26 protein-coding genes and 1 pseudogene are annotated in these 24,377 nt (G+C 39.4%); 4 read left to right on the plus strand and 23 right to left on the minus strand.

The annotated features are described in order from the left end of the window. Positions 1-189 precede the first annotated feature (189 nt). Positions 190-1,119: a peptidase U32 family protein gene (locus FQT24_RS04115; RefSeq protein ID WP_143952256.1), complete on the minus strand. Its 930-nt coding sequence runs from the start codon at positions 1,117-1,119 to the stop codon at positions 190-192. A 139-nt stretch (positions 1,120-1,258) separates the two neighbouring features. Here FQT24_RS04115 and FQT24_RS04120 point away from each other — a divergent pair, with 139 nt between their 5' ends. After that, complete coding sequence (locus tag FQT24_RS04120) at positions 1,259-1,546, plus strand: DUF3270 domain-containing protein (RefSeq protein ID WP_143952257.1); 288 nt, start codon at positions 1,259-1,261, stop codon at positions 1,544-1,546. Between the two features lie 33 nt (positions 1,547-1,579). On the opposite strand, the gene ciaH is transcribed toward FQT24_RS04120, so the two are convergent. From ciaH to FQT24_RS04205, 17 genes and pseudogenes are all read right to left on the minus strand, one after another. Further along, positions 1,580-2,914, minus strand: a complete 1,335-nt coding sequence (gene ciaH, locus FQT24_RS04125) for a two-component system sensor histidine kinase CiaH (RefSeq protein WP_084947592.1) — start codon at positions 2,912-2,914, stop codon at positions 1,580-1,582. Beyond that, positions 2,904-3,578: a two-component system response regulator CiaR gene (gene ciaR, locus FQT24_RS04130; protein WP_000590639.1), complete on the minus strand. Its 675-nt coding sequence runs from the start codon at positions 3,576-3,578 to the stop codon at positions 2,904-2,906. The genes ciaH and ciaR overlap by 11 nt, the downstream gene beginning before the upstream one ends. A gap of 108 nt (positions 3,579-3,686) precedes the next feature. Then, on the minus strand, positions 3,687-6,233 hold the full coding sequence (locus FQT24_RS04135) for a M1 family metallopeptidase (RefSeq protein WP_143952258.1): 2,547 nt from the start codon (positions 6,231-6,233) through the stop codon (positions 3,687-3,689). Positions 6,234-6,354: 121 nt separating this feature from the next. Further along, positions 6,355-6,795: an ASCH domain-containing protein gene (locus tag FQT24_RS04140; RefSeq protein WP_143952259.1), complete on the minus strand. Its 441-nt coding sequence runs from the start codon at positions 6,793-6,795 to the stop codon at positions 6,355-6,357. Then, complete coding sequence (locus tag FQT24_RS04145) at positions 6,755-7,639, minus strand: putative PEP-binding protein (protein ID WP_185952542.1); 885 nt, start codon at positions 7,637-7,639, stop codon at positions 6,755-6,757. The genes FQT24_RS04140 and FQT24_RS04145 overlap by 41 nt, the downstream gene beginning before the upstream one ends. Before the next feature lie 41 nt (positions 7,640-7,680). Beyond that, complete coding sequence (locus FQT24_RS04150; RefSeq protein ID WP_143952261.1) at positions 7,681-8,409, minus strand: GNAT family N-acetyltransferase; 729 nt, start codon at positions 8,407-8,409, stop codon at positions 7,681-7,683. 7 nt (positions 8,410-8,416) lie between these two features. Then, positions 8,417-8,896 (minus strand): annotated as a pseudogene (locus FQT24_RS04155) (NUDIX hydrolase). Between the two features lie 9 nt (positions 8,897-8,905). Beyond that, positions 8,906-9,604 (minus strand): 3-oxoacyl-ACP reductase, encoded by a 699-nt coding sequence (locus tag FQT24_RS04160; protein WP_143952262.1) that lies wholly within the window; start codon positions 9,602-9,604, stop codon positions 8,906-8,908. Beyond that, on the minus strand, positions 9,597-9,833 hold the full coding sequence (locus FQT24_RS04165) for a DUF2829 domain-containing protein (protein ID WP_020900648.1): 237 nt from the start codon (positions 9,831-9,833) through the stop codon (positions 9,597-9,599). The genes FQT24_RS04160 and FQT24_RS04165 overlap by 8 nt, the downstream gene beginning before the upstream one ends. Positions 9,834-9,932: 99 nt before the next feature. Continuing rightward, positions 9,933-10,859 (minus strand): aldo/keto reductase, encoded by a 927-nt coding sequence (locus FQT24_RS04170; RefSeq protein WP_143952263.1) that lies wholly within the window; start codon positions 10,857-10,859, stop codon positions 9,933-9,935. A 91-nt stretch (positions 10,860-10,950) separates the two neighbouring features. After that, positions 10,951-12,198, minus strand: a complete 1,248-nt coding sequence (locus FQT24_RS04175) for a DUF6287 domain-containing protein (protein WP_143952264.1) — start codon at positions 12,196-12,198, stop codon at positions 10,951-10,953. Positions 12,199-12,305: 107 nt separating this feature from the next. Further along, entirely contained in the window at positions 12,306-13,121 is an 816-nt protein-coding gene (locus FQT24_RS04180) for a hypothetical protein (RefSeq protein WP_143952265.1), read from the minus strand. Beyond that, entirely contained in the window at positions 13,118-13,444 is a 327-nt protein-coding gene (locus tag FQT24_RS04185; protein ID WP_000665423.1) for a PadR family transcriptional regulator, read from the minus strand. Before FQT24_RS04185 ends, FQT24_RS04180 begins: the two co-directional genes overlap by 4 nt. A 132-nt stretch (positions 13,445-13,576) precedes the next feature. Beyond that, positions 13,577-15,574, minus strand: coding sequence for a methionine--tRNA ligase (metG, locus tag FQT24_RS04190; RefSeq protein WP_143952266.1), 1,998 nt, complete (start codon positions 15,572-15,574; stop codon positions 13,577-13,579). 123 nt (positions 15,575-15,697) lie between these two features. Beyond that, entirely contained in the window at positions 15,698-16,957 is a 1,260-nt protein-coding gene (locus tag FQT24_RS04195) for an ABC transporter permease (RefSeq protein ID WP_143952267.1), read from the minus strand. 1 nt (position 16,958) lies between these two features. After that, on the minus strand, positions 16,959-17,660 hold the full coding sequence (locus FQT24_RS04200) for an ABC transporter ATP-binding protein (RefSeq protein ID WP_000811472.1): 702 nt from the start codon (positions 17,658-17,660) through the stop codon (positions 16,959-16,961). Further along, positions 17,644-18,852, minus strand: coding sequence for an efflux RND transporter periplasmic adaptor subunit (locus FQT24_RS04205; RefSeq protein WP_185952580.1), 1,209 nt, complete (start codon positions 18,850-18,852; stop codon positions 17,644-17,646). Before FQT24_RS04205 ends, FQT24_RS04200 begins: the two co-directional genes overlap by 17 nt. A gap of 290 nt (positions 18,853-19,142) precedes the next feature. On the opposite strand from FQT24_RS04205, the gene gor reads away from it, so the two are divergent. Together gor and FQT24_RS04215 are read left to right on the plus strand one after the other, a co-directional pair. Continuing rightward, positions 19,143-20,489 carry a glutathione-disulfide reductase gene (gene gor, locus FQT24_RS04210; protein WP_143952269.1) on the plus strand — a complete coding sequence of 449 codons (1,347 nt, stop codon included), beginning with the start codon at positions 19,143-19,145 and terminating at the stop codon, positions 20,487-20,489. 196 nt (positions 20,490-20,685) lie between these two features. After that, the gene (locus FQT24_RS04215; RefSeq protein WP_143952270.1) at positions 20,686-21,222 is read left to right on the plus strand and encodes a biotin transporter BioY; all 537 of its coding nucleotides are present in this window, start codon (positions 20,686-20,688) and stop codon (positions 21,220-21,222) included. Between the two features lie 53 nt (positions 21,223-21,275). On the opposite strand, the gene FQT24_RS04220 is transcribed toward FQT24_RS04215, so the two are convergent. Next, a complete protein-coding gene (locus FQT24_RS04220) occupies positions 21,276-21,491 on the minus strand; it encodes a YdbC family protein (protein WP_000807422.1) in 216 nt (71 codons plus the stop codon). Positions 21,492-21,589: 98 nt separating this feature from the next. On the opposite strand from FQT24_RS04220, the gene FQT24_RS04225 reads away from it, so the two are divergent. Next, positions 21,590-21,910 carry a hypothetical protein gene (locus FQT24_RS04225; protein ID WP_143952271.1) on the plus strand — a complete coding sequence of 107 codons (321 nt, stop codon included), beginning with the start codon at positions 21,590-21,592 and terminating at the stop codon, positions 21,908-21,910. A gap of 30 nt (positions 21,911-21,940) precedes the next feature. On the opposite strand, the gene FQT24_RS04230 is transcribed toward FQT24_RS04225, so the two are convergent. Genes FQT24_RS04230 through FQT24_RS04245 form a run of 4 tightly spaced genes read right to left on the minus strand, consistent with a single transcriptional unit; the run spans position 21,941 to position 24,337 of the window. Further along, positions 21,941-22,279, minus strand: coding sequence for an ATP cone domain-containing protein (locus tag FQT24_RS04230; protein WP_001196038.1), 339 nt, complete (start codon positions 22,277-22,279; stop codon positions 21,941-21,943). An 11-nt stretch (positions 22,280-22,290) separates the two neighbouring features. Then, positions 22,291-23,010 (minus strand): tRNA (guanosine(37)-N1)-methyltransferase TrmD, encoded by a 720-nt coding sequence (trmD, locus tag FQT24_RS04235; RefSeq protein WP_143952272.1) that lies wholly within the window; start codon positions 23,008-23,010, stop codon positions 22,291-22,293. After that, positions 23,000-23,518, minus strand: a complete 519-nt coding sequence (gene rimM / locus FQT24_RS04240; RefSeq protein ID WP_057487241.1) for a ribosome maturation factor RimM — start codon at positions 23,516-23,518, stop codon at positions 23,000-23,002. Before rimM ends, trmD begins: the two co-directional genes overlap by 11 nt. A 30-nt stretch (positions 23,519-23,548) precedes the next feature. After that, positions 23,549-24,337, minus strand: a complete 789-nt coding sequence (locus FQT24_RS04245) for an alpha/beta fold hydrolase (protein WP_143952273.1) — start codon at positions 24,335-24,337, stop codon at positions 23,549-23,551. Positions 24,338-24,377 lie beyond the last annotated feature (40 nt).

Genomic DNA, 24,377 nt, shown 5'->3' on the forward strand with positions numbered 1-24,377 from the left:
CCAAAAAAAGGGCCATTTGGCACCTGCAAACATAGGATAATTTTCAAACTCAAGAAGGTTACTTGTATGAAAAATTCCAGTAAACAAAGCATCCATCCTAGCCTACTGATTTTTTAAAAATGGTGAAGAAATAAGAAAAATTGAGAGAAGAAATGTTTGCCTCTTCCTTCTCTCAACGAATCATTTACTTTATTTAACCATGTCAGGATCGTAGTCATAAAATCCTGTATCAAGGAAACGGTTTTTAGGGTGAAGTTTACGCACTTCTTCATCCAGCAAGAAAGCTTGGTCATGGCTAAAGTTGCCCTCTTGAATCAAGCTACGCGCTTGGATAAAGAGTTTTGCAATCTCAACAAAGTTTTGTCCCGGAGTGTAAAGTCCTTCTAATTTCCAGTGAGTAAAGCCATGCTCTACCAATTCTGTTAATTTGGTCATCAAATCAAGGTCATTATTGGCAAAGATGTGGGTCCCATGATTGTCTTCAAAGATAGAGTAATGACTCTCTGGGTCACTTGGCTCTGCCAAGAAGAGGTCACGTTTACGCGTCTTTTCATCATCAATATGCGTAAAGTTATAGTAGTTTTGCAAGAGCGGACGTTTAGAATGGTGGATGACGCTAGCACCATAAACCAAAACTTCAGCAGGAATTTCCAAAATCTCCGGCATTTTGAAAAGTTCAGCTGATGGAATTTCACGCGCCAAAACAGCCTCAGATGCGCCAGCCTTTTGTCCCCAGAAGTTAATCTGACGACTGCTAGTTACCATAGTCGAAGCATCATAGATGGTCTTAAATGAATAACCATCGCGGTTGACCACGTAAAAGACACCTGCATCCCCAATCGTAATGTAGTCTGCCTTGATTTCTTCCAAAAAGTCTAAGAAAGGCTTGATACGGTCCATCATATCTTGGTGCATGAGGGCGTTAACCGCAACGATCAATTCCTTACCTGCTTCATGAACCAACTTAGCGATTTCACGCAATTGGTCATGACTAAAAGTTGTTGGCAGACGAAGGCCAAAATCTTTCTCACCGACATAGATACGGTCTACGCCAGCTTCGAGCAGTTGTTCAACTTGTTCAATACTTTCAGCAGTTGCTGTAATGATAATCTTTTCCATAAGGAAAATTATACCACATTTCTCCAAAATCAACCATTCTTTGAAAATGAAAAGGTACTTTATTCTTTTTGTAACCTTTCTGTAATAATTCCCTGCCGAAAAAATGATAAAATAGGTATGTACTGTTAAGGAGAGAATAATGCCCGTAAGAAAATTACAATCCTATGAGGTAGACTATCAAGAAGAATTAAACCAGCAGGTTCCTCGCTATCAAGATTATACACCTGAAGCGCAATCTGATGCTAATCTCAAGGAAATCCTATTTTTTGTTAATATCGCTGTTTTTTGTATCTGTATTGCTATCTTTAGTTTTATCTTTTTAGCATTAAAATTATCACCTGCTCTTGCCTTTGCTACAGCAATCGGATCCAGCTTACTTGTCTTAAAAGTTCAGCGCTTTATCATCAAACAAAAACGTAGAAGATAAATCCAAAATATCGCCCCATCTGGAGCGATATTTTTATTTTTTCTTTTTAGATGGTGTGTGGATGGCAATCTTCACTTCAAAGATTGTTCCCTTTGGTTTATTATCTTTAACAGTAATGGTTCCTTTTAGGGCATCTACAATTTGCTTGGCTAGGGATAATCCTAACCCAAAACCACCTTTTTGACGGGTTCTAGCCTTATCCACTCGATAAAAGCGGTCAAATATTTTCTTCTTATCTTCTGCTGAAATACCGACTCCATTGTCGGAAACTAGCAAATAAAGATTACGATCAGTCGCTGAGATAAGAAAATCAATTTCACCATCCTCCTCAGTATATTTGATGGCATTATCAAATAGGATGGTCATCAGTTGTTTCAAAAGAAGTTGATCTGTGACAATCGTTCGATGGATCCGATTTTCAAAACGAAAGACACGGTCATTTTCAGAAGCAATCATCTCATAGTTTGTGAAAGTCGTATTGAAAAAACTGGTTGGAACTTCTGCAAGTTCCGGCTTAATCCCATCATCTCTACGAGCTAAGTTCAGCAAGTTTGTCGTCAAAAAACGCATATTTCGGACTTCTTCCAAACTAGACGCAATGCTTTCGCTCACATCCATAATGGTTGCTTCTGGCTTACGAAAAAGGGTCTCTAAACGATTTTGCAAAACTGCAAGTGGAGTTCGTAACTCATGACTGGCATTTTCCACAAAGGACTGTTGCTTCTGCATGCTCTCAAGCAGGGGCCGAACACTGACCCTAGCTAGATAGAGACTGGCAAGTAAAGACAAAATCCAGAAACTAGCCATCACAATCACAATCAATTGCTCATGCTTTTGACTAGCCTGCTCCAACTGACTGGTATTAATCAAGACAGCTGCATACTTGATATTGGTTGAAACCGAACTGATATTGGTTTCCATCAAAATCATACGATAGATTTCTTCTTGTCCATAGCTATTAAAAACCTGAATCTGATAGATATGTCCTAGTTCTTTCTTCTCTAACTTAATCTTATCCAATCCCAAAAATCGATTTCCAGAAAGGAGCTGGGTAAAATTCTTATCAAAAAGAATGACTTCTGTGTTGGAACTGACATTGGGTTTTATCTCAGTCTTGCTAGTATCTGTAGCGGCATTCTCTAAATCTTTAATCTCTTCTGTTGCCCTATTTACAGCAAGCTGAATAACTGCTTGAGGATTTTCACTTAGTCCATGAAGCTTATCATCCACCGAAGTATAGAGACTCGAGTGCATGACCTGCAAAATAATCAGAGTCATGGTAGAGAAAATCAGAGTGAATACACCAAAGTTACGGATAAAATAACTAAAGTCATCCGCATACCATGTTTTTTTTAGTTTACTGAACATCTTTTAAAATATACCCAACACTGCGCAAGGTTTGCAAATTCTCTGCAAAAGTGGTTCCTTTTAATTTCTTACGGACTTTTGAAACATAGACTTCGACAACCGAAATCGTTGTATCACTATCAAATCCCCATAGACGATCAAAAATCTGAGTCTTAGGCAAAATAACATTTTGATTTTGAAGGAAATAAACTAATAAATCGAACTCTTTCCCCAACAATTCGACAGGAGTATCTTCGACTTTAACGGTATTAGTTGACAAATTAACCACAATATTTCCATAAGTCAAGGTGTTTTCATTAAATTTACCTGAACGTTTGAGAAGGGCTTGAATCCGCATTTTGAGTTCTTCTAGGTAGAAAGGTTTGGTCAGATAATCATCCGCTCCCAGTTCAAATCCATGTCCCTTGTCATCCAAACTTTCCTTGGCGGTCATGATCAGAACTGGAGTCGTAATCCCCTTTTCACGCAATTCTTTCAAGACTTGGAAGCCATTTTTTTCAGGTAACATTAAATCGAGCAAAATCAAGTCATAGACGCCACTTTCAGCTTCGTAGAGACCTTCTTCTCCATCAAATACCTGCATGACATCCGCAAAATCGTCTAAAAAGTCAAATACTGAATTTGACAGGCCTAGGTCATCCTCAACCAATAAGATTTTTATCATGAGAAACTCCTCCTTATTAAAACCATTATACCAAATTTGCCTTAAAAAAAACTCAACTCTCTGCATTTTACATGAGATAGCTGAGTTTTCTTTTTATTTTAGGCTTATTTATGCATTTCCGTATTGAAGAACGACTGCTTCCACTGCAGCTTTTTCACGGTTAATCAAGTCAACACGCGCTGCAATTTCCTTAATTCCCATACCGATGTTACGGCTAAGAGCAAGGTCAGAAAGTTGTGGCTCAAAGAATTCCTTGTACTCTGCCAAGCGTTGCTGAGTCTTAAATACGTGAGCAGGAAGTATAACAAAGCTATCAAAGCTCATATCTCCACCAAGAGCTGCCTTAATCCAAGCCCAGTTTTCACGAGCCCAAGACCATGCTGTTTCCTGAGTTGCTTGATGGCTTAAGAACTGGAAGTACCAAGCAGACAAGTCTTGTGGTTTGACCACAAATTTGTCCTTCCAAGAAATAATCAAGGTTTGGATATTGTCCGCATCTGTACTGTAAGCAAGAGCAGCTGCCAACTGACGTTTAAAGACAGCATCTGTTGCGTGAGTGTAAGTATCAAGATAAAGTGCTAACAAGTCTTTCGTCTCATGATGTTTCATCTCATTAATCAGAACTTGTGAACGAATAGCTGCAGGGAGTCCTGCAAGATTCTCCTTGTGAGCCGCGAAGATTTGGCTAGCGACTTGACTAGCTTCTGCATCATTTGAGCGAATCATCATAGAAACAGCCAACTGACGAACCAACTCATCCTCATCTGATTCTCCGTCTTTAGCTTCAAAACCAAGACGGCCATAGTTGTGACGAGCCAATTTAGCAACCAAGGCTTTGAAGGCTCCTTCAGCTTCTGTTCCTTCATCGATAAAGCGCTCAAGGGCAGAAATTACTTGAGAGACAGCTGAAACGACAAGGTAAGATTCTTCCTTAGCAAGTTTATCAAGGACTGGAAGCAAGTCTGCATAAGAAATGTGCCCTGCTTCAGCAAGCAGACGACGTTCTTGAACAATCTGCAATTTACTTGTGTTATCAAGCTCAACTAGGTCAGCAAGAACAGCATCTAACAAGTCTCCTTGATAGTCTGTAATGTAGTGGGCTGTATTTTCTGTGTTGAGACGAAGTGCTGTTTTGTTTTCTGCAAGAAGAGCTGCGTAGCCAGGGATTTCGATGCTTTCAGTTTCGAGTGTATCAGGTAAACCTTTCCAGTTGCTGTTTAGTGGCACAACCCAGAGACGGTTCTTGTCTTCGTGCTCACCGATGAAGAATTGTTTTTGTGAAATCTTCAAGACATCATTTTCAACTTTGACAGTGAGAACTGGATAACCAGGTTGTTCCAACCAAGAATCCATGAAGGCTGCGACATCACGTCCTGATGCTTGACCAAGAGCATCCCAAAGGTCACGACCAATTGTATTGCTGTATTGATGTTTTTCAAAGTAGGCATGCAAACCTTTGGCAAAATCGACATCACCTAGCCAACGACGAAGCATGTGCATGAGGCGACTTCCTTTGGCATAGACGATAGCTCCGTCAAAGAGCGTGTTGATTTCATCTGGATGTTTAACTTCTACGTGAACAGACTGAACACCATCAGTCGCATCACGTTTCAAGGCAGACGGAACACCACCTGTTTGGAAATCTTCAAAGATATTCCAGCTTGGTTCAATAGCATCCACACAGACGTACTCCATCATGTTAGCAAAGCTTTCATTGAGCCAAAGGTCATCCCACCATTTCATAGTAACAAGGTTACCAAACCACTGGTGAGCCAATTCATGGGCCACAACAAGGGCAACTTGTTGACGGCTGGCAAAGGTAGAGTTCTCATCCACAACCAAGTAAACTTCACGGTAGGTCACAAGACCCCAGTTTTCCATAGCTCCAGCTGAGAAGTCAGGAAGGGCGATGTGGAGAGATTGAGGGATTGGGTACTTAACTCCATAGTAATCTTCGTAAAACTCGATAGAGCGAACAGCGATGTCCAGTGAGAAATCAAGGTTAGATAGTGGATGGGCTTTGGTTGAATAGACACCGACGAGGGTACCGTTTTTAGTTTTAGCCGTCACACCTTGCAAATCACCTGCTACAAAGGCTAACAAGTAAGAAGACATGCGAGGTGTTGTCTCAAACTTCCAGATACCTGTTTCCTTACGGTTTTCAACATCGATTTCTGGCATGTTAGACAAGGCCAATTCATCTTCTGCTTGGTCAAAACGTAGAGAGAGGTCAAAAGTTGCTTTGGCTTCTGGCTCATCCACACATGGGAATGCTTCGCGCGCAAAATGGCTCTCGAACTGAGTAGACAAGACCTCCTTCTTCACTCCATTAACTGTGTAGTATGAAGGATAAATACCTGTCATGTTATCCGTGATTTTTCCTGAAAAGGCAATAACCAAGTCAACTTGACCTGCTTCAGCAAGTTCAATATGAAGGGCTTCATTGTCATGGTCAACTGTAAATGGGCGAGCTACCCCTACAACTTCTACAGAAGCGATTTCCAAGTCTTTTTGATGAAGGGAAATGCGGTCACTCTGTGCTTGACCAGTGATGGTCACTTTCCCAGAAAAAGTCTTGGTCTCACGACTCAAGTCTAAAAATAAATCATAATGTTCAGGAACAAATTGCTTAATAAAATGTTCAACTGCTTGCATAGTTTTCTCCTATCTAAGTTTAAGAGCTAGAGCTCTTCTTCAAACAAACTTATTATATCATGTTTTGCTGGAGAAAAAAGGATTGGACGGTGATTTCCAAAACTTTCTTCCTTCTAGCAATCTACAGTGGGTAGACCTTGCGAAATTCTTCTAAAACAACCTTGCTTTCAGGTGTAAAAGTCAGTCCTGCTTCTCTCAGCCACTCGGCGAAACAATCCTCATGAACCTGACGCCAATAGGCTAGGGATTTGTCACCTTCTCCTTCCTTAAAGGCATGTTGAGCAGAAACTTGATTGAAGGGCTGGACAGAAACCTTTGTAATTTCGACAATACAGACAGCCTGATTTTGACTATCTAAAATGACATCAAAAGTTCCTTCTTGAGGAAGAGACTCGGCTTCTAGTGCATAAAGGCCGTAGGCTGATGCTGTTGCTGTTTTTTCGCCTTTTAAAACCAAATCTGCTAAAAGGTCTGGTTCCACTCCAAAAGCCCAAGCATCGATTTCATCTCCTATAGAGGGGTTAATTTTCTTGTAGGCATTCCACATTTCTTGCGGTGTCATGGGCGCTCCTTTGTAATTTCTTACTTTCTTCTTTTATATGTTTGAGATGGTCTGGATAGCCAATTTCTAAATCAAAAATCTCTGGAATAGAGCTGTAATGGAGAATGCATTCGATACCCATCTGATTCATTGTTTGTATGAAAGAAACATTCAGATAGCCTGCTACAGCAAAGTCAATCTTTTTCATCCTTGCTTTATCCTGCATATCTCTTAGCATAGCTAACATTATTGGACTTTCCATATCATGCCATTGACTGTTTCTCACAGTCGCAAAAACAAAAGAAGTTAAATCATTCATTCCAACTACAATCTTTGAAATGCCCGTTTCCAGTATCCTATCTAAGTCAAAATACGCTGACGGCAATTCAATCATTGTGCCGATTTTCCCAGTAAAACCCTGCTGACGCAATACTGTAATAGCTTGCTTTAACTGCTCAGCATCATTGACAAAAGGAAAGATAATAGATAGATTGGGATTATTTTGATAAACTTCTGTAACGACATGTGCTTCAGCCTGAAATTCATCCGGACACGCCAGCAAACGCCTAGTTCCTCTATATCCAAATAAGGGATGATTTTCATCAAAATACTCTTTAGTCCCCTTTAGACAATTAGCTTCTGTATTCGTTAATTCAGAAAAACGATACCATACCTCTTCATCTGAGTACAAGAAGCAAATAGTGTTTAGATAATCTTTTACAAATTCCTGACAACTTGGTAACAGGATGTTTTGGTTGATCTCTCTCGACAAATACTCCCCACGAATCATTCCAATGTGGTGAAATAGTTGTGGGTAAACTTTTTCAAGAATTTTTTCTCCACTAAGGGCAAGTTGGTTTTTCATGTCCATTCACCTCGTCTTAAAAGATACAATATCATATATCACTACATGAAACTTTCCTCTAGTTCAAAAGCTTCATAAGGTTCAACTAACTCATATCCTAAAAATTCTGCTACTTTTTTGGAAGCCTCGTTATGAGCATCCCAAAGTGGAAACATATCTCTATTTAAACTCTCTAGAATCATTGCAGCACCAAGCTTTTTAGCAAATCCATTTCCTTGTTCGTTTGGTCTAGTTGCAACTTCCACTTCAACTGCTCCACGATAAACTAACCCTGAGGAAATTCCAGCAATCAGTTTATTATTTTTAAGAATCACAAAGCCAAATCCACCTTTTAAAACAAAATCCTGATAGGACTCAAAATCCCCCTGTAAATCTTGTGACCATTCTTCCTCAGAAAAGCAGTTATAAATATGATTATCAATAGACACAATATTGTAACCTTCCTCTAAATGAGTAACTAGATTATTTAAAAATTCAACTTGAAAATTTGCCTTATCTTTAAAAGAATAGCGAGTAAAAGAATTTAACCCCACTTTCCGATGCAGAAAATCTTGCCAATTGGTATTTTCTGAAATAATAATCTTATAATCTAAACCATATTTCCTAACAAAATCTTCCCAAAATCTGGAATCCAACTCCCCTGCTAGGTATAGAAAATTCCCAACATCATAAAAGCTTGTTGTCCTATCACTGTTTCGGTAGACAGTTCCGATTTGAGATTTAAGACCATAGAGAACCATATTTTTCTTCCATGTTTTAAATAGTTCCATTATCCCCCTACTTCACCTTCCAATTCATATACAAGGTCTTGTCAAGTTCTGGAAATCCTAATAATTCAGACTTAACCTTCAAGACCAATGGTGATGCATTTTCTTCTGTGATCTCTTGAATATCCATCCAAATATATCCAAGTGAATCATTCGCACCATCAGACACAGCTTCTGAAATCGTAACTTGAGGTGCACTCTCATTCATTTCAATATCATACAAGGCCATGACATGGTGAACCATAAAATTTTTTAACTCTTCCCTGACGAAAACATCGTAGATTCGAGGATTAGAGTAGCTTCTAACAGTAAATCCCGTCTCTTCCATAACTTCTCTAGTCAGCGTTTCCGTCAGTCCTTCACCAAGTTACTGTCTGCCTCCAGGTAGATCATACCGATGTAGATCAGGGCCTCTCGTTTTTTCAATGCAGAGTAACTTCCCATTTTCAAAGCAAACAGCGTAGACTCCAAAGTGTCTTTTGATTTCCATCAGATCCTCCTACTTTAAAGACCATCCGCCATCTATTGTCAGAATTTGTCCTTGCATGGCACTCGCTTTCCCACTTGCTAAGAAAAGGCTAATCTCTGCTATTTCCTCTGGCTCAATCCAGCGCTTGATTGGTGTTTCACTCGCCACCCAGTCTGCTAAGCCACCTGGTTCAAAGTCGTCAGCTGTCATAGCTGTCTTGACTGCTCCTGGAGCGATACCAAAGACCTGAATCCCAGTTTCAGCATAGTCTAGAGCCAACTGCTTGGTAAATCCAGCCAAGGCATGCTTAGATGAAGTATAGGCGTGACCACCACCTCCTGCTAGATTTGAAGCAATGGAACACATATTGATAATGGATCCTTTTTTATTCTCCAACATTTTGGTCAAATAATAGCGAGTCAACTCTACTGGAGTAACGTAGTTGATTTCAAAAATCTCTTGAATTTCCTGCGCTGATTGTTCCAACAGTGGTTTGTAATCATCCAAAACTCCGGCAGTATTGCACAAAATATCTACCTGAGGACACCAGTCAAAAATAGGCTCCAAGTCCAAGGTCAAATCTCTCTGAAAAAAGTGGAAATCACCCTCTAAGAGTGGATTTTCACCTTGGTCAACTCCATAAACTTGAAAGCCATTCTCTAAAAAGAGGCGAGCTTGTGCTAGGCCGATTCCTGAACTCACTCCCGTAATCAATACACGTTTAGTCATTCACTTCTACCCAATCTGTCGCCAAAACATCACAAGGTGTCGGACTCCACATGGAAAACCCTTCTCCCTCCCCGGAAACGTTGATTAGGAAATAAGGTGTCACTTCAAGTGCAACCCCATTTTGCTCGATAGTGTCAAAAAGTTGGACATAGTTTTCAGCACCTCCCCAACCAGTTCGTACATATTTTTTCTTATCCTTTAACCCAGGTAGAATTTCTTCAAATGTCATGTTTTTCTCCTTTAATATCAATAATTCTCCCCTTCATTATAACAAAAAAACCGCTTTGAAACGGCTTTTTGAATGTGATTTATTTACATCTGCTTCTACTTACGGCAAATTATTCCCTGCTGCAAGATAAATTTCATACCATTCTTTTCTTGTTAAGCTAAAGTTTGCCGCTTGGCTAACTTCTCTCAAGTGCTTAGGATTTGTGGTGCCTACGACTGCCTGCATTTTTGCTGGATAACGCAATATCCAAGAAATGGCAATAGTTGAAGGAGTTACTCCGTATTTAAAAGCTAAACGGTCAAGTACTTGATTCAAAGCTTGAAATTTCTCATTTCCAACAAAGTTCCCTTTAAAATACCCGAATTGTAAGACAGACCATGCTTGAATGACCACATCGTGTAATTTACAATATTCAAAAATGCTGCCATCTCGCATAGCTGCTTGACTACCTTCCATATTAACATGAAAACTTGATTCGAATCCTGGAGTAAAAGCCGCACTCAATTGTAGCTGATTAACAGCTAACGGCTGCTTGACATCTTTTTTAAGTAACTCCATCATCATAGGATTTTGATTAGAAACTCCAAAATTTCGAACCTTACCTTGTTTATAAAGGAGATCAAAGGCTTCTGCTACTTGGTCAGATTCCATCAAAGCATCTGGTCGATGAAGGAGCAAGCTATCTAGATGATCAATCTTCAATCTTTGCAAAATTCCGTCCACTGATTTTATAATATAGTCCTTAGAAAAATCAAAATAGGTAAATTCTTCTATGCGAATGCCACATTTGGACTGAATCCACATTTCTTCTCTTAAATCTGGACGATTTTTTAGGACAATACCTAACAGTTCTTCACAACGACCAAGACCATATATATCAGCCAAGTCAAAAGCATTGATTCCAACAGCAAGTGCTGTTTCTACAAGCTCTTCAACTTCTTTTACAGACTTATCTTCTATTCTCATCATTCCGAGAACAATTTCTGATAATTCTTTGTCATCTTGACCAAGAGTTATGTATCTCATCAAATTTTTCTCCTTTGATTCTACATTCTTCATTTAATTATAACAAAAAACCGCTTTGCAACGGCTTTTTGACTATGATTCTCCTATTATTTTACGGGATATCACTTGACTCTACTTTATAGTAATAAAAATCTTCATCATAATTTCCAGCTGATTGAGTAATAACTAAGCGTGGCCGTGAACTATCTGATTGATCACCCATTGGATTTTTAAAACCTATTTTAAATAATCCAATAGCCGCACTCGTATTACTACTTTGTAAACTAACATACGGAACACTGCTCTTCTTAGATGAATCTTTGATTACTTTAATCCTATTTCCATCCCCAGTTGTTCCATCAGAATTAATTATCAATTCATTTCCTCGACCGTTCTTCCATATTCCAACAAGTGTGGAAATATCACCATTTTCAATAGCTTCAATATCTAAATCAATCTTTGCAGAACTAATACTGTTATACTTTTCCCACCACGCTTCTTTATAAGGTTTTAAATAAGTCTTCCCATAAAGTATTCTGTTCTCTTGAGTTTTGTCATTATCTGGTCCAGTTTCATTAGCAGGGATAAATGTTAACACTAATTCTTGCCCAATATTTGCATTTTTATTATCTCCTACAAAATACACTTCATAATAATCATTAATTTTTTTCGGTGTTTTACTTCTATCCAACCCAAATTGGGCATGAGTAGAACCACTCCAGAAAATCCAATCTCCATCTTGATAAGACACTCTTGGAAAAACAGAAGTTATCCCTTTATAGTAATCTTCTCTCTTATACCCATACAAATTAAAATTTGATTCCACAATTGCTTTTTCTAAGTAGTCATTAGAATATGTCCCTTCAAAAGTACCTAAATCACTTTGAAGAACATTATCCTTACTACTTTTATAATAATCACTCCTACTAGCAAATACCATTTCATGATTCTTATATCCGTCAGATAAGGTGATTACCTTTAAAATTTTAGACGAATCGTCTACATTATTAACTGAAATAGATATTTTAAAATCCTTATTTCCGTCTGACTTATTAAATTCTGTAGCAGAATACCTATTGTTGCCATCTTCCTTCCAATCAGTAGAAAAATCTCCAAATACATTACCTTCGTCTGTATTATATGAAATTCTCCAATTCTGATTATTCTTAGTAACAGTAGCTTTCTCACCTGTAGAAGACACATAATCTCCCGATAAATCTAAAAAGTCTGACTTTATAATTTCCTCCGTATTTAATTGTTTTTCCTGCATGTCACTCTCTTTATGATTTCTATAAAGGAAAAACAAAACTAAACCTGTTAAAAGTGAAATAATCCCAAAAGATATAAATATTTTCTTCATTCTAAACTCCAATATATATAAAATATTTCCTTCATTTTACTATATTGCTAAAAAACTATCAAGGTAAATTATAAATAACAAAAAACCGCTTTGCAACGGTTTTTTGACTATATTTCATTCCATGTTATCTTCTTAAACCCATGAAACAAGACAAAGATTCCAATAAAGAGGACAGCTAAAGGAATAACTTTTGTAAGAAAAACATTTGAAATTCCCATCCACTCATAGTAACGGAGCAGAGAACCTACAATAAGGTGGGCAACAATCATACTGACAAATGGACGAAAAATCTCTTCTTTCCAATTCCAAATACTGATGACTAGAGAAAGCGTAAAGATAGATAAACTATCCCAGGGAGCAGGAAGATAAAAGGCTCCTTCTTGTACAAAACTTCCTATTCCTACATATCCCAGAACAACTAGCAGAACAAAAATCCCAACGACAATATAGGTGCCAATTTTCATCTTAGGAGAATCTTGGACTAGCCCCCAACGTAAGATTGTGGCCACAAGTCCAAATCCAATCAGAAAAAGAAGAAGTTGCCCTAAAAATGTGAGCAAATTGACTGTTAAGAGAGAACCTTTAGAAAAATCACTTAGTAGTTGATAATAACGTAATACCGCTAGGACAAGAATTGGCGTCAAAAGGGACTCCTTGATAGAACTGCGAGGTGCTTCCTTGAGCATCTCTTTCATTATTTTTTTAGGATTCTTACCTAGATAATCCTCTGCACTCATGCCATCTCGTTCTGCTTCTGAAAAATCTAACATCATCAAATAAATCTGCTCTCTGAGATAGTCTTCATCATAGAGAAATCCAGCAAGATTAAAACTATCCCACAGTTCCTCAAAATACTGCTGATTCTCCTCAGAAAACTCATGCAGCAAAGCGCTTGTTTCTTCGTAATACTTCATTTTCTTCATGGTTTACCCCCATTCTTAATCCCTTCAACTTTTTGACTCAAATCGTCCCATTGTTGCCAAAAGACTGAGACACGCTCTTCTCCTTCTTTCGTTAACGAAAAATACTTCCGATCTGGACCATCTGGTGACGGACGCATATCACCTCTTATCCATTGATTTTTTTCTAACTTTTGCAACAAAGGATAAATAGTTCCTGGAACGATAGTGTCAAATCCAGCCTCTCGCAAAGTTTGAACCAACTCATAACCATATCGCTCTTTTTGACCGATCATATCCAAGACACAACCTTCAAGAACACCTTTTAATAGTTGAGTTTCCTTCATCCCTTCCCCCTTCTATCTATTTTGTAATACCTACTAGTAGTTTCATCTATAATATACCACTTTCACACTAGTTTGTAAAGCATATTAGTTAAAGAAAAAAACAGAACTAGCATGAACTAGTCCTGTCTATTTTTACCCAATCACACTTCCGTTTGGTACAGCTGGATCAACTGTAAGAAGGGTTAATTGTCCATCATGTTCAGCTGAGAGAATCATCCCTTGGCTGACATATTTTTTCATCATTTTACGTGGTTTGAGGTTAGCAACGATTTGAACTTTTTTGCCGACCAATTCTTGTTCGTTTGGATAGTATTTTGCAATTCCTGAAAGAATTTGACGATCTTCTCCATCACCAGCATCCAATCGGAATTGAAGCAACTTGTCAGAGCCTTCAACTTTTGAAACTTCTTTGACTTCTGCAACACGAATTTCAACCTTGTCAAAGTCTTCAAACTTGATTTCTTCTTTGTTGAGTTTGAGTTCAACTTCGTCTGGATTCCATTCTTTTTCGACAGCTGGCTTGTTGCCTTCCATCTGTTCCTTGATATAGGCGATTTCTTCTTCCATATCCAAACGTGGGAAGATCGGATTTCCCTTAGCAACTACTGTTACACCTGCTGGGAAGTCAGCCAAGCTCAAGTTTTCAAGGCTAGAAACTTCTGCTAGACCAAGTTGAGTCAAGACTGCACGACTGGTCTCCATCATAAATGGTTCAATCAAGTGAGCGACGACACGAAGGCTGGCTGCCAAGTGGCTCATAACACTTGCCAATTGATCGCGGAGTGCTTCATCTTTTGCCAAGACCCACGGAGCTGTCTCGTCGATGTATTTATTGGTACGAGAAATCAGAGTCCAGACTGCTTCAAGGGCACGTGGATAGTCAACTGCATCCATGTATGTATGGTAGTCAGCGATTGATTGTTTTGCAACGTCAGCAAGAGCATGGTCAAACTCTGTTACACCTTCTACATAGGCTGGAATTTGTCCATCAAAGTACTTGTTAATCATAGAAACCGTACGGTTGAGGAGGTTTCCAAGGTCATTGGCCAATTCGTAGTTGATACGGCCTACATAGTCTTCAGGAGTAAAGGTTCCGTCTGAACCAACTGGAAGGCTACGCATGAGGTAGTAGCGAAGTGGATCCAGTCCGTAGCGCTCTACCAACATTTCAGGGTAAACGACATTTCCTTTAGACTTAGACATTTTTCCGTCTTTCATGACAAACCAACCATGGGCAATCAAACGATCTGGCAATTTAATATCCAACATCATAAGAAGGATTGGCCAGTAGATTGAGTGGAATCGAAGGATGTCTTTTCCTACCATGTGGAAGACTGTTCCATTCCAGAATTTGTCAAAGTTACCATGTTCATCTTGACCGTAGCCAAGCGCTGTCGCATAGTTCAGAAGGGCATCAATCCACACGTAGACAACGTGTTTTGGATTTGATGGTACTGGCACACCCCATGTAAAGGTTGTACGAGAAACCGCCAAGTCTTCCAAACCTGGTTCGATGAAATTGCGCAACATTTCATTGAGACGACCATCAGGAGTGATGAACTCAGGATGGGCTTTGAAAAATTCGACCAAACGGTCTTGGTATTTGCTGAGGCGAAGGAAGTATGATTCTTCAGAGACCCATTCAACCTCGTGACCTGATGGAGCGATACCTCCAGTCACATTTCCAGCTTCGTCACGGAAAACTTCTGCCAGCTGGCTTTCTGTAAAGAATTCCTCATCTGAGACTGAATACCAACCAGAATATTCACCCAAGTAAATATCATCTTGAGCAAGCAAACGCTCAAAGACTTGAGCCACTACTTTTTCATGGTAGTCATCCGTTGTACGGATGAATTTATCGTATGAGATATCTAGTAATTGCCAGAGTTCTTTGACTCCAACTGCCATCCCATCAACATAGGCTTGAGGTGTGATTCCAGCTTCTTCTGCTTTTTGCTGGATTTTCTGACCGTGCTCATCAAGACCTGTCAAATAAAAGACATCGTAGCCCATGAGGCGTTTGTAACGAGCTAGGACATCACAAGCGATGGTTGTGTAGGCAGAACCAATATGAAGTTTCCCAGATGGATAGTAAATCGGTGTTGTAATATAAAAATTCTTTTCAGACATAATTTTTCCTTTCCAGGCAAATGAAACCTGTTTTTCTAACACTTCATTATATCACATTTTTAATGATTTTCGATAGGGAAATCCATACAAAAACAAGATAGACAAGTGTCCATCTTGTTGATCTTATTCATAACGAAGGGCTTCGATTGGATCAAGTTTCGATGCCTTATTGGCTGGCAAGACCCCAAAAATCATACCAACACTAGCCGAAACTGCAAGACTAAATAGGGCAACTGGAATTGATACTCCCACCTCTATACCCGCAATCAAACCTTGTAAAAGTATACCAGCTATAGCGGTTAAGCCTGTCGCAATTGTCAAACCAATAACTCCACCTAGCAAGGTCAAAATCATGGATTCAATCAAAAACTGAATTAAAATATTAGCACGTGTCGCACCCAAAGCCTTACGGAGACCAATCTCACGGGTACGCTCCGTCACCGAAACCAGCATGATGTTCATAACACCAGTTCCTCCAACAAAGAGAGAAATTCCTGCGATGGCACTAATAATCGTAGTTATAAATCCAAAAAGTTGTTGTACTTCTTGGAAGGCTGCAGTCGCATCTGCCACCTGATACTCCCCTTGCTGAAGACCAGCAATCTCGGTCAATTTTCTAGCTAATTCTGGTCCCACTGTTGGTGTCAAACTGGTATCATTGACACGGAAGACAATATCAGAAATTTCATCCATATTGAAGTTATTGGCAAGAGAAATATTAGTCGTAATTGGAAGTCCACCAATACCAAAAGTCTTAGCAGTCTTGGCCTCATCGCTGGTATAGACACCAATGACACGATAGCTAAAGCCACCAACATCTATAACCTGGTTAACAGCTTCTTGAGCAGATCCAAATAGGCTATTAGCAAGTTCTTGGTCTAGCAAAATGACACTGGCCACATCTTTATAATCCTGAGCTATGAGACTGCGGCCTGCAACAATTTCATTTTCAACCGCCTTCATGTAAGTAATATTTCCACCTGTCAAGCTAGCTCGCTCCACTTTTTTGTCTTTATAAGACAGGGTGGTATTGGTCGAGTTGGTTACATAGTAACTGTCCACCCCTTTAACTTTAGCAGCCTCCTTGACCCAAGCTTCTTGTGGTTTTGGTGGCTCCACAGGAACATCCTCTTCTTTCCCAGAAACCGTCAAAGCTGATTGCTTTTGGGTAAAAGAACCATCTTTGCTTTTGATAGGCGAGAAAAAGACATGGATATTCTTCTGTGACTTGGTCATATTTTTATTGACCTGACGAGACATGGAATCTCCCAGAGCCATAATCACAACAACAGATGAAACACCAATGATAATCCCAATCATAGTGAGAAAAGAGCGCATCTTGTGGGCCATTATAGATGAAAAGGCAAATTTCAGATTCTGCATCTTAGTTTTCCTCCTTTTCTAACTGAGCACTGTCAGACGAAATAACTCCATCCCGAATGACAATCTGGCGTTTAGCATAAGCAGCGATTTCAGGCTCATGCGTTACCATAATAATTGTTTTTCCTTCATTATTCAGTTCAACTAATAATTGCATGATTTGGTTACCTGTTTTGGTATCCAAGGCTCCTGTCGGTTCGTCCGCTAGGATAATAGAAGGATTGTTTACCAAGGCACGCGCGATAGCTACACGTTGCTTTTGACCACCAGATAATTCCGAAGGCAAATGATGACTACGTTCTGTCAATTCAACCTTGTCTAAATACTCCTCAGCTAACTTGCGACGTTTTGAAGCCGAAACTCCCGCGTAAATCAAGGGCAATTCTACGTTTTGCAGAGCGTTAAGTTTAGATAGAAGAAAAAACTGCTGAAAGACAAAACCGATTTGTTGATTGCGGACCTTGGCTAGTTGTTTTTCACCAAGTCCAGCTACTTCTTGGCCTTCAAGATAATATTCTCCACTGGTTGGTGTATCCAACATACCAATCGTATTCATGAGAGTAGACTTACCCGAACCAGATGGTCCCATGATGGCAACAAATTCACCCTCATTCACTTCTAGGTTGATATTTTTGAGAACCTGCAGTTCTTGGTCACCGTTACGGTAGCTTCTGCAGATATTTTTTAGACTAATTAGTTGCTTCATCAGCCTTCACCTCTTTTCCTTCCTCTAGAGAAGACGTTGGGTTACTGATGACCTTGACTCCATTTGTCAGACCTGAAGTGATTTCTTGGTTGTCTGCATCAGCATTGCCCAAACCAACTTCCACTTTCTTGGCCTTTTTCTGCTCGTCAAGCACCCAGACATAGTTCTTATCATTTTCAGTCACAACACTTGTTAGAGGAACCAAAATGGCTTTACTCTTATTCTTAACCTCAACACTTACTGAGAATCCTTGTTTCAAATCACCGATTTCACTTGTAACATCGATGGTATATGGATATTTAGAACCAGAATTCCCACCTGCTGCGGCAGTAGCTGCACTTGCTGCTTCACCACTAGTTTTAGGATAGTCAGAGATATAGCTAATCTTACCTGTCCAGCTCTTATCTTGGTAAACTTTAGAAGTAAAGGTTACTTCTTGTCCTACAGAGAGGTTGGCAAGGTTATATTCAGATAGTTCACCCTTAACTTGCAAGTTTTCATTACTTACGACATGAACGACTACTTGACTAGCTCCTGTTGGAGATTTAGAAACATTGTGGTTGACTTCAACCACAGTTCCCTCCAGGGTACTGAGAACCGTCATGGCATCCAACTGACTTTGAGCCTTACTTAATTGCGCTTCTGCATCTGCACGAGCATCACGGGCATCACCTAGTTGTGCATCAATAGATGAAACTGCATTTCCTGAGACTGGAGCTGGAGTTTGCCCTGCAGCTCCTTCGCCTCCTGCTGGTGCTGGTAACTGTGGAGCCGGAGCTGAAGCGGCTTCATTTCGTGCTTGATTGAGTTCATTGATATGACGATCTGCCTTAGCTACTGCTCGGCTAGCTGAATCATAGGCCGCCTGGGCTTCTGAACTACTGTACTTGACTAAAGCCTGTCCTTCGCTGACCTTATCACCCACAGAAACAAGGATTTCATCTAAATCTCCCTTACTAGCATCAAAATAAACATATTGTTCATTTTTTGCTGTTACTGTCCCTGACAATAAAACAGAGGATGCCACGCTTCCTTCCTTGGCAACAACAAGATGAGTAGGCTCATCTTTTACCGTGGTCTGAGATGGTTGTCTAAAGAGCAAAATTCCCCCAGCACCTAATACAACTACACTGGCAGCACCGATTGCTGCATACAATTGCCACTTTTTAGCTTTACCATTCTTTTTCATAATGAAACTCCTTTTTGATTTAAAGTCCTTAACAATATTATATAAAAATTAGCAAATATAAACAATAACAGTTCAGAACGAAATAATGACATTTCGGGATTTGATTATTGTTCGGAATCTATTTTTATTACCATTGTACTAGTTATATAATACACTTTATTTTCCCTTTTTGCAAGCCTTTTCTTTAATTTTTTTGAACGTAGCAGATTTTTGCAATCAAATCAAAAAAAAGATAGAATATGACTATCAAAAAATGACACTCTACTATTTCACAGAGTATAAAGGAGTTTTCAATGAGAGAATATGACATCATTGCTATCGGTGGAGGTAGCGGAGGAATTGCTACCATGAACCGTGCTGGTGAACACGGAGCTAAAGCAGCCGTTATTGAGGAAAAGAAACTAGGTGGAACCTGCGTCAACGTCGGCTGTGTTCCTAAGAAAATCATGTGGTACGGGGCACAAATCGCTGAGACTTTCCATCAATTTGGAGAAGACTACGGCTTTAAGACTACTGATCTTAACTTTGACTTTGCAACCCTACGTCGCAATCGTGAAGCCTACATTGATCGCGCTCGTTCTTCTTATGATGGCAGTTTTAAACGCAACGGTGTAGACTTGATTGAAGGTCATGCTGAATTTGTAGATTCTCATACTGTTAGCGTAAATGGTGAGCTGATTCGTGCTAAACATATCGTGATTGCTACTGGTGCCCATCCAAGTATTCCAGACGTTCCTGGTGCTGAACTAGGTGGCTCTTCTGATGATGTATTTGCTTGGGAAGAATTGCCAGAGTCAGTTGCTATTCTAGGCGCGGGTTATATTGCTGTTGAATTGGCTGGCGTACTCCACACCTTTGGTGTCAAGACAGATCTCTTTGTTCGTCGTGATCGTCCTTTACGTGGTTTTGATTCTTACATCGTTGAAGGTTTGGTAAAGGAAATGGAAAGAACAAACTTGCCACTTCATACTCACAAAGTCCCTGTTAAGTTAGAAAAAACTGCTGAGGGCATTACCATTCATTTCGAAGATGGTACTAGTCACACAGCTAGCCAAGTTATCTGGGCTACTGGTCGCCGTCCAAACGTTAAAGGCTTGCAACTTGAAAAAGCTGGAGTAACTCTGAACGAACGTGGCTTTATCCAAGTGGATGAATACCAAAATACTGTTGTTGAGGGAATCTACGCTTTAGGTGATGTAACAGGCGAAAAAGAACTGACTCCAGTTGCAATCAAGGCTGGGCGTACCCTATCTGAACGTCTCTTTAACGGAAAAACAACTGCAAAAATGGACTACACAACTATTCCAACTGTTGTCTTTTCACACCCTGCTATCGGAACGGTTGGTTTGACAGAAGAGCAAGCTATTAAAGAATACGGTCAAGACCAAATCAAGGTTTACAAATCAAGCTTTACGTCTATGTACTCTGCTTGCACTGACAACCGTCAAGAAACACGTTTCAAATTGATCACAGCAGGTTCAGAAGAAACAGTTGTCGGACTTCATGGAATTGGCTATGGTGTTGATGAAATGATTCAAGGATTTGCTGTTGCTATCAAAATGGGAGCAACCAAGGCAGACTTTGATGCAACTGTGGCGATTCACCCAACTGCATCTGAAGAATTTGTAACTATGCGTTAATCGAAACAAAAGAAGCTGATACAAATGTGTCTGCTTCTTTTTTAATGTCTTACAAATCTACAAAAAAATTATCCAACTTAACCAATAAGCAAAATCGGCCGTTACAGTTTTTGTTACCTTGTTTTAAAAAATTGGTTGACAATAATTACTCTACGAGTATAATAGTTACTATACATCAGAAAAGAGGTTAACTATTTTGAAAAAAGCTCATATTTATGCTATCCCTGCTATTGGAGCTGCTCTCATTGCTGTTTTGGCACAAATCAGTCTTCCAATTGGACCTGTTCCCTTCACTCTGCAAAACTTTGCAATCGGCTTGATTGCAACTGTCTTTAGACCAAGAGAGGCTGTACTTTCTGTTGGACTCTATCTTCTTCTAGGTGCTATCGGTCTTCCTGTTTTTGCAGGAGGTGGAGCTGGTTTTCAGGCTTTAGTTGGTCCTACTGCAGGCTATCTTTGGTTTTATCTTGTTTATTCTGGACTTACATCCTCTCTAACCAACAGCAAGAGTAGTGTTGTCAAGATTTTTCTTGCAAACCTCTTGGGTGATGCCCTTGTCTTTGTCGGCGGGATTCTCAGCTTACATTTTCTTGCTGGAATGGCATTTGAAAAAGCTCTTGTTGTGGGAGTTCTTCCCTTTATCATTCCAGACCTTGGTAAACTTCTGGCTATTAGTTTTATTAGCCGTCCATTACTTCAACGCTTTAAAAATCAAGCTTACTTTGCTAACTAAAAAAGGATATCGAGTTGTCATGACTCAATATCCTTTTCATTCATTTTGACAACTTAGTTGCCTTTAAAGGCATCCACCATCGTTTGAAATTCTTCATTTGAGAGAGTGATCCCTTTACCCATTTTAGTATGGTCTGGACTCCAAGCACGAATATCAAACTTTGCAGGGGCTCCATTAAAGCTCACACGGTTGATTTCCTTGGTCCAACCTTTTTCGTTTTCAGAAAGAGTCAACAAGTGCTCTTCGATTTCAAATGTAAATTCTGCCATTTTCTTCTCCTTTTTTTGCTTTCATTTGATTATTCGTAAAATCTTGTAGATTTTAGGAAAATTTTATATAATATTGATATAAAAGAAGGGAGGCCACTATGAGACATAAATTCCAGCAAGTTCTAGATAAAATACATGACTTTTTAAATGGACATGACCAATCAGACCAGACTGAAAGCAACTCCCTTACAGCCACTATTGAAGAGGCTATCCAGAAACAAACCGCTGTTCACCTTATCTTGTCTGAGACAAGTTTTACAGGTGACATCATCAAATACGATCAGCAGCGCCAGCAAATTATCGTGAAAAATTTTGCCAAAAATGTGACCCGTATTATCCGCATAAGCGATATTCAGCGCCTGCGATTTGTCCCTTCAACTGTCCAAACAGCCCAAAAAAATAGATTTAAGAAAGAGTGAGATGTAGTTGCTTCATCCCACTCTTTTTTCTTAGCGAATTTGTTCAAAATGTAAATGAACTGCGATATGATCTCCATAACCACTTCTTTCCAAGTCACGTTGTAGACGATAGGAAATATAGTGTTCTGCGATGGTAATGTAACCTGCTCCCAGTAAACGATGTTCAACCAAAGACTGAATCATGCTGATGGTAGCACGTTCCACCTTGGCTTCTTCCAAATCCAAAACCACTTTCTTAGTGACTTGTGCAAGGTTTTGACGCAAATCATCTGTCAATACATAGACAGTCTGGGCTGCCTTTAAGATAGCTTGGTAAATCTTATCTGGATTAAATTCAGCAATTTCACCATCACGTTTGATTACTTGCATAGGTTTCTCCTTTATTCTTTGTTTTCTTTGATTTCTGCCAGCATTTTTTCTTCTTCTGCTGTCAGTTGATAATGTTCAAGCAAATCCGGTCTGCGCTCGTAGGTTTTCTTTAAACTCTCGTACAGGCGCCACTGACGAATTTTTTCATGGTGCCCGCTCATCAGTACATCTGGCACGACCATTCCTCGATAATCATAGGGACGTGTGTATTGAGGATATTCGAGAAGGCCAGAAGAAAAACTATCATCTTGGTGGCTAGACTCTTTGCCAATCACTTCTGGAATCAGGCGAACCGTCGCATCAATCATAGTCATAGCCGCCAACTCTCCACCAGTCAAGACATAGTCGCCCAGGGAAATCTCATCTGTCACCAAAGTCTTAATGCGCTCATCATAACCCTCGTAATGCCCACAGATAAAGATTAGCTCTTCCTCTTGAGCCAAATCTTCAGCATAAGTCTGATCAAATTTCTTCCCTGCAGGATCGAGGAGAATCACTCTCGGATTTTTCTTTTCAATAGCATCAAAGGCATCGAAAATGGGTTGTGCTCGGAGCAGCATCCCCTGACCGCCTCCGTAGGGCTCATCGTCTACATGACGGGCCTTTTCAGCATTTTCTCGGAAATTATGATACTGGATATCCAAGAGCCCTTTTTCACGAGCCTTTCCAACGATTGAGTGCTCCAGTGGAGAAAACATCTCTGGAAAGAGGGTTAAAATATCAATCTTCATCGTCTAACCCTTCTAAGATTTCCACATCGACGCGGTTATTTGGAATATCGACATTGAGAACCACTGGTGGGATATAAGGCAAGAGCAAATCACGCTTGCCTTTTCGCTTGACCACCCAGACATCGTTGGCACCTGGTTGCAGGATTTCTTTGATGGTTCCAATCAAGTTATCACCCTCATAGACTTCCAAACCGATAATCTCGTGATAATAAAATTCACCATCATCTAAATCGTTTAAATCTTCCTCAGCAACCTTGAGACTGTATCCCTTGTACTTTTCAATAGCATTGATATGGTACATATCTTTGAATTTAATAATGTCAAAGTTCTTCTGTTTACGGTGACTAGCGATGGTCACTGTTTGAACAAACTGATCTTTTTCATCAAACAAGGCTAGCTCAGTACCTTTTTTAAACCGTTCTTCTGCAAAATCCGTTACAGACAAGACTCGCATCTCACCCTGCAACCCCTGCGTATTGACGATTTTCCCAACATTAAAGTAGTTCATCTTGTCTCCTGTAGTCTCCTTCTTTCCATCTTATTCTGACAATTCTCGAATAATAGTCGCAATTTTTTCGGATTCAGACCACTGTAAATAATGGTGATTCCCTCCTAAAATGAGTTTAGTATTGGAAGTCCAATATTCTGATTCTCTGTACTCTTTTTCTCTATAAGCCTGACAAAAAATAAATACAGGGATATAAGATTCTATAGATACATTCTCAAAATCTTCCTCAGTAATCTCTCCAGATATCTGAAATCCTGGATCTTGATTTTCCAACTCTGAACCTTTTTCTTGCATTATTTCCCAGACTTCTTTATTAATTTCAGGGCTAAATGTTGCTTGAGTTAAGTTCTTAAAATAAAGTTCAGGACCAAATTCTTCAATCAGTCTCATTTGCTCTTCCATTTCTGGATAAGGATTTTCTGAAAAATCAGCAAACATGACGTTTTTAGTCGTCGGTTCAATTGCTACTAAAGCCTGACACTTAATTGATTTGTTGAGCAATTTACAAGCTAAAATTCCACTCAAACTATGTACACAAAGTATATATTCAGAAATCCCTAATTCTTCAAGTACTTCATAAACCGCATCTGCAAGATTATCTAGATTTTTTCCAGCTTGGTCATGAATCGGACTCCTACCTGTGTTCGGAAAATCAATTGTCAAATAACCAATTGTGGGCGGAAGTTTTTCGAGTATAAGTGAAAAATTTTCATAACTTGGTAGCAAACCTGCTCCATTTAAACAAATTAACACTTTCTTTTGCTTTTGATAAGTAACAGAAAGACTACCAATTTCTGTAGATACTTCAAACCTATTCATAAAGAAATCCACTCGTTCTATATAATGAATTATAAAAAAT

Origin of the sequence: Streptococcus mitis (genome assembly GCF_901542415.1) — a bacterium.
GTDB lineage: Bacteria > Bacillota > Bacilli > Lactobacillales > Streptococcaceae > Streptococcus > Streptococcus mitis_BL.

Excerpts from the sequence above, each read along its gene's own strand:
- FQT24_RS04115 (WP_143952256.1), bottom strand. The coding sequence starts at position 1,119 with ATGGAAAAGATTATCATTACAGCAACTGCTGAAAGTATTGAACAAGTT.
- FQT24_RS04120 (WP_143952257.1), top strand. The coding sequence starts at position 1,259 with ATGCCCGTAAGAAAATTACAATCCTATGAGGTAGACTATCAAGAAGAA.
- ciaH (WP_084947592.1), bottom strand. The coding sequence starts at position 2,914 with ATGTTCAGTAAACTAAAAAAAACATGGTATGCGGATGACTTTAGTTAT.
- ciaR (WP_000590639.1), bottom strand. The coding sequence starts at position 3,578 with ATGATAAAAATCTTATTGGTTGAGGATGACCTAGGCCTGTCAAATTCA.
- FQT24_RS04135 (WP_143952258.1), bottom strand. The coding sequence starts at position 6,233 with ATGCAAGCAGTTGAACATTTTATTAAGCAATTTGTTCCTGAACATTAT.
- FQT24_RS04140 (WP_143952259.1), bottom strand. The coding sequence starts at position 6,795 with ATGACACCGCAAGAAATGTGGAATGCCTACAAGAAAATTAACCCCTCT.
- FQT24_RS04145 (WP_185952542.1), bottom strand. The coding sequence starts at position 7,639 with ATGAAAAACCAACTTGCCCTTAGTGGAGAAAAAATTCTTGAAAAAGTT.
- FQT24_RS04150 (WP_143952261.1), bottom strand. The coding sequence starts at position 8,409 with ATGGAACTATTTAAAACATGGAAGAAAAATATGGTTCTCTATGGTCTT.
- FQT24_RS04160 (WP_143952262.1), bottom strand. The coding sequence starts at position 9,604 with ATGACTAAACGTGTATTGATTACGGGAGTGAGTTCAGGAATCGGCCTA.
- FQT24_RS04165 (WP_020900648.1), bottom strand. The coding sequence starts at position 9,833 with ATGACATTTGAAGAAATTCTACCTGGGTTAAAGGATAAGAAAAAATAT.
- FQT24_RS04170 (WP_143952263.1), bottom strand. The coding sequence starts at position 10,859 with ATGAGATACATAACTCTTGGTCAAGATGACAAAGAATTATCAGAAATT.
- FQT24_RS04175 (WP_143952264.1), bottom strand. The coding sequence starts at position 12,198 with ATGAAGAAAATATTTATATCTTTTGGGATTATTTCACTTTTAACAGGT.
- FQT24_RS04180 (WP_143952265.1), bottom strand. The coding sequence starts at position 13,121 with ATGAAGAAAATGAAGTATTACGAAGAAACAAGCGCTTTGCTGCATGAG.
- FQT24_RS04185 (WP_000665423.1), bottom strand. The coding sequence starts at position 13,444 with ATGAAGGAAACTCAACTATTAAAAGGTGTTCTTGAAGGTTGTGTCTTG.
- metG (WP_143952266.1), bottom strand. The coding sequence starts at position 15,574 with ATGTCTGAAAAGAATTTTTATATTACAACACCGATTTACTATCCATCT.
- FQT24_RS04195 (WP_143952267.1), bottom strand. The coding sequence starts at position 16,957 with ATGCAGAATCTGAAATTTGCCTTTTCATCTATAATGGCCCACAAGATG.
- FQT24_RS04200 (WP_000811472.1), bottom strand. The coding sequence starts at position 17,660 with ATGAAGCAACTAATTAGTCTAAAAAATATCTGCAGAAGCTACCGTAAC.
- gor (WP_143952269.1), top strand. The coding sequence starts at position 19,143 with ATGAGAGAATATGACATCATTGCTATCGGTGGAGGTAGCGGAGGAATT.
- FQT24_RS04220 (WP_000807422.1), bottom strand. The coding sequence starts at position 21,491 with ATGGCAGAATTTACATTTGAAATCGAAGAGCACTTGTTGACTCTTTCT.
- FQT24_RS04225 (WP_143952271.1), top strand. The coding sequence starts at position 21,590 with ATGAGACATAAATTCCAGCAAGTTCTAGATAAAATACATGACTTTTTA.
- FQT24_RS04230 (WP_001196038.1), bottom strand. The coding sequence starts at position 22,279 with ATGCAAGTAATCAAACGTGATGGTGAAATTGCTGAATTTAATCCAGAT.
- trmD (WP_143952272.1), bottom strand. The coding sequence starts at position 23,010 with ATGAAGATTGATATTTTAACCCTCTTTCCAGAGATGTTTTCTCCACTG.
- rimM (WP_057487241.1), bottom strand. The coding sequence starts at position 23,518 with ATGAACTACTTTAATGTTGGGAAAATCGTCAATACGCAGGGGTTGCAG.
- FQT24_RS04245 (WP_143952273.1), bottom strand. The coding sequence starts at position 24,337 with ATGAATAGGTTTGAAGTATCTACAGAAATTGGTAGTCTTTCTGTTACT.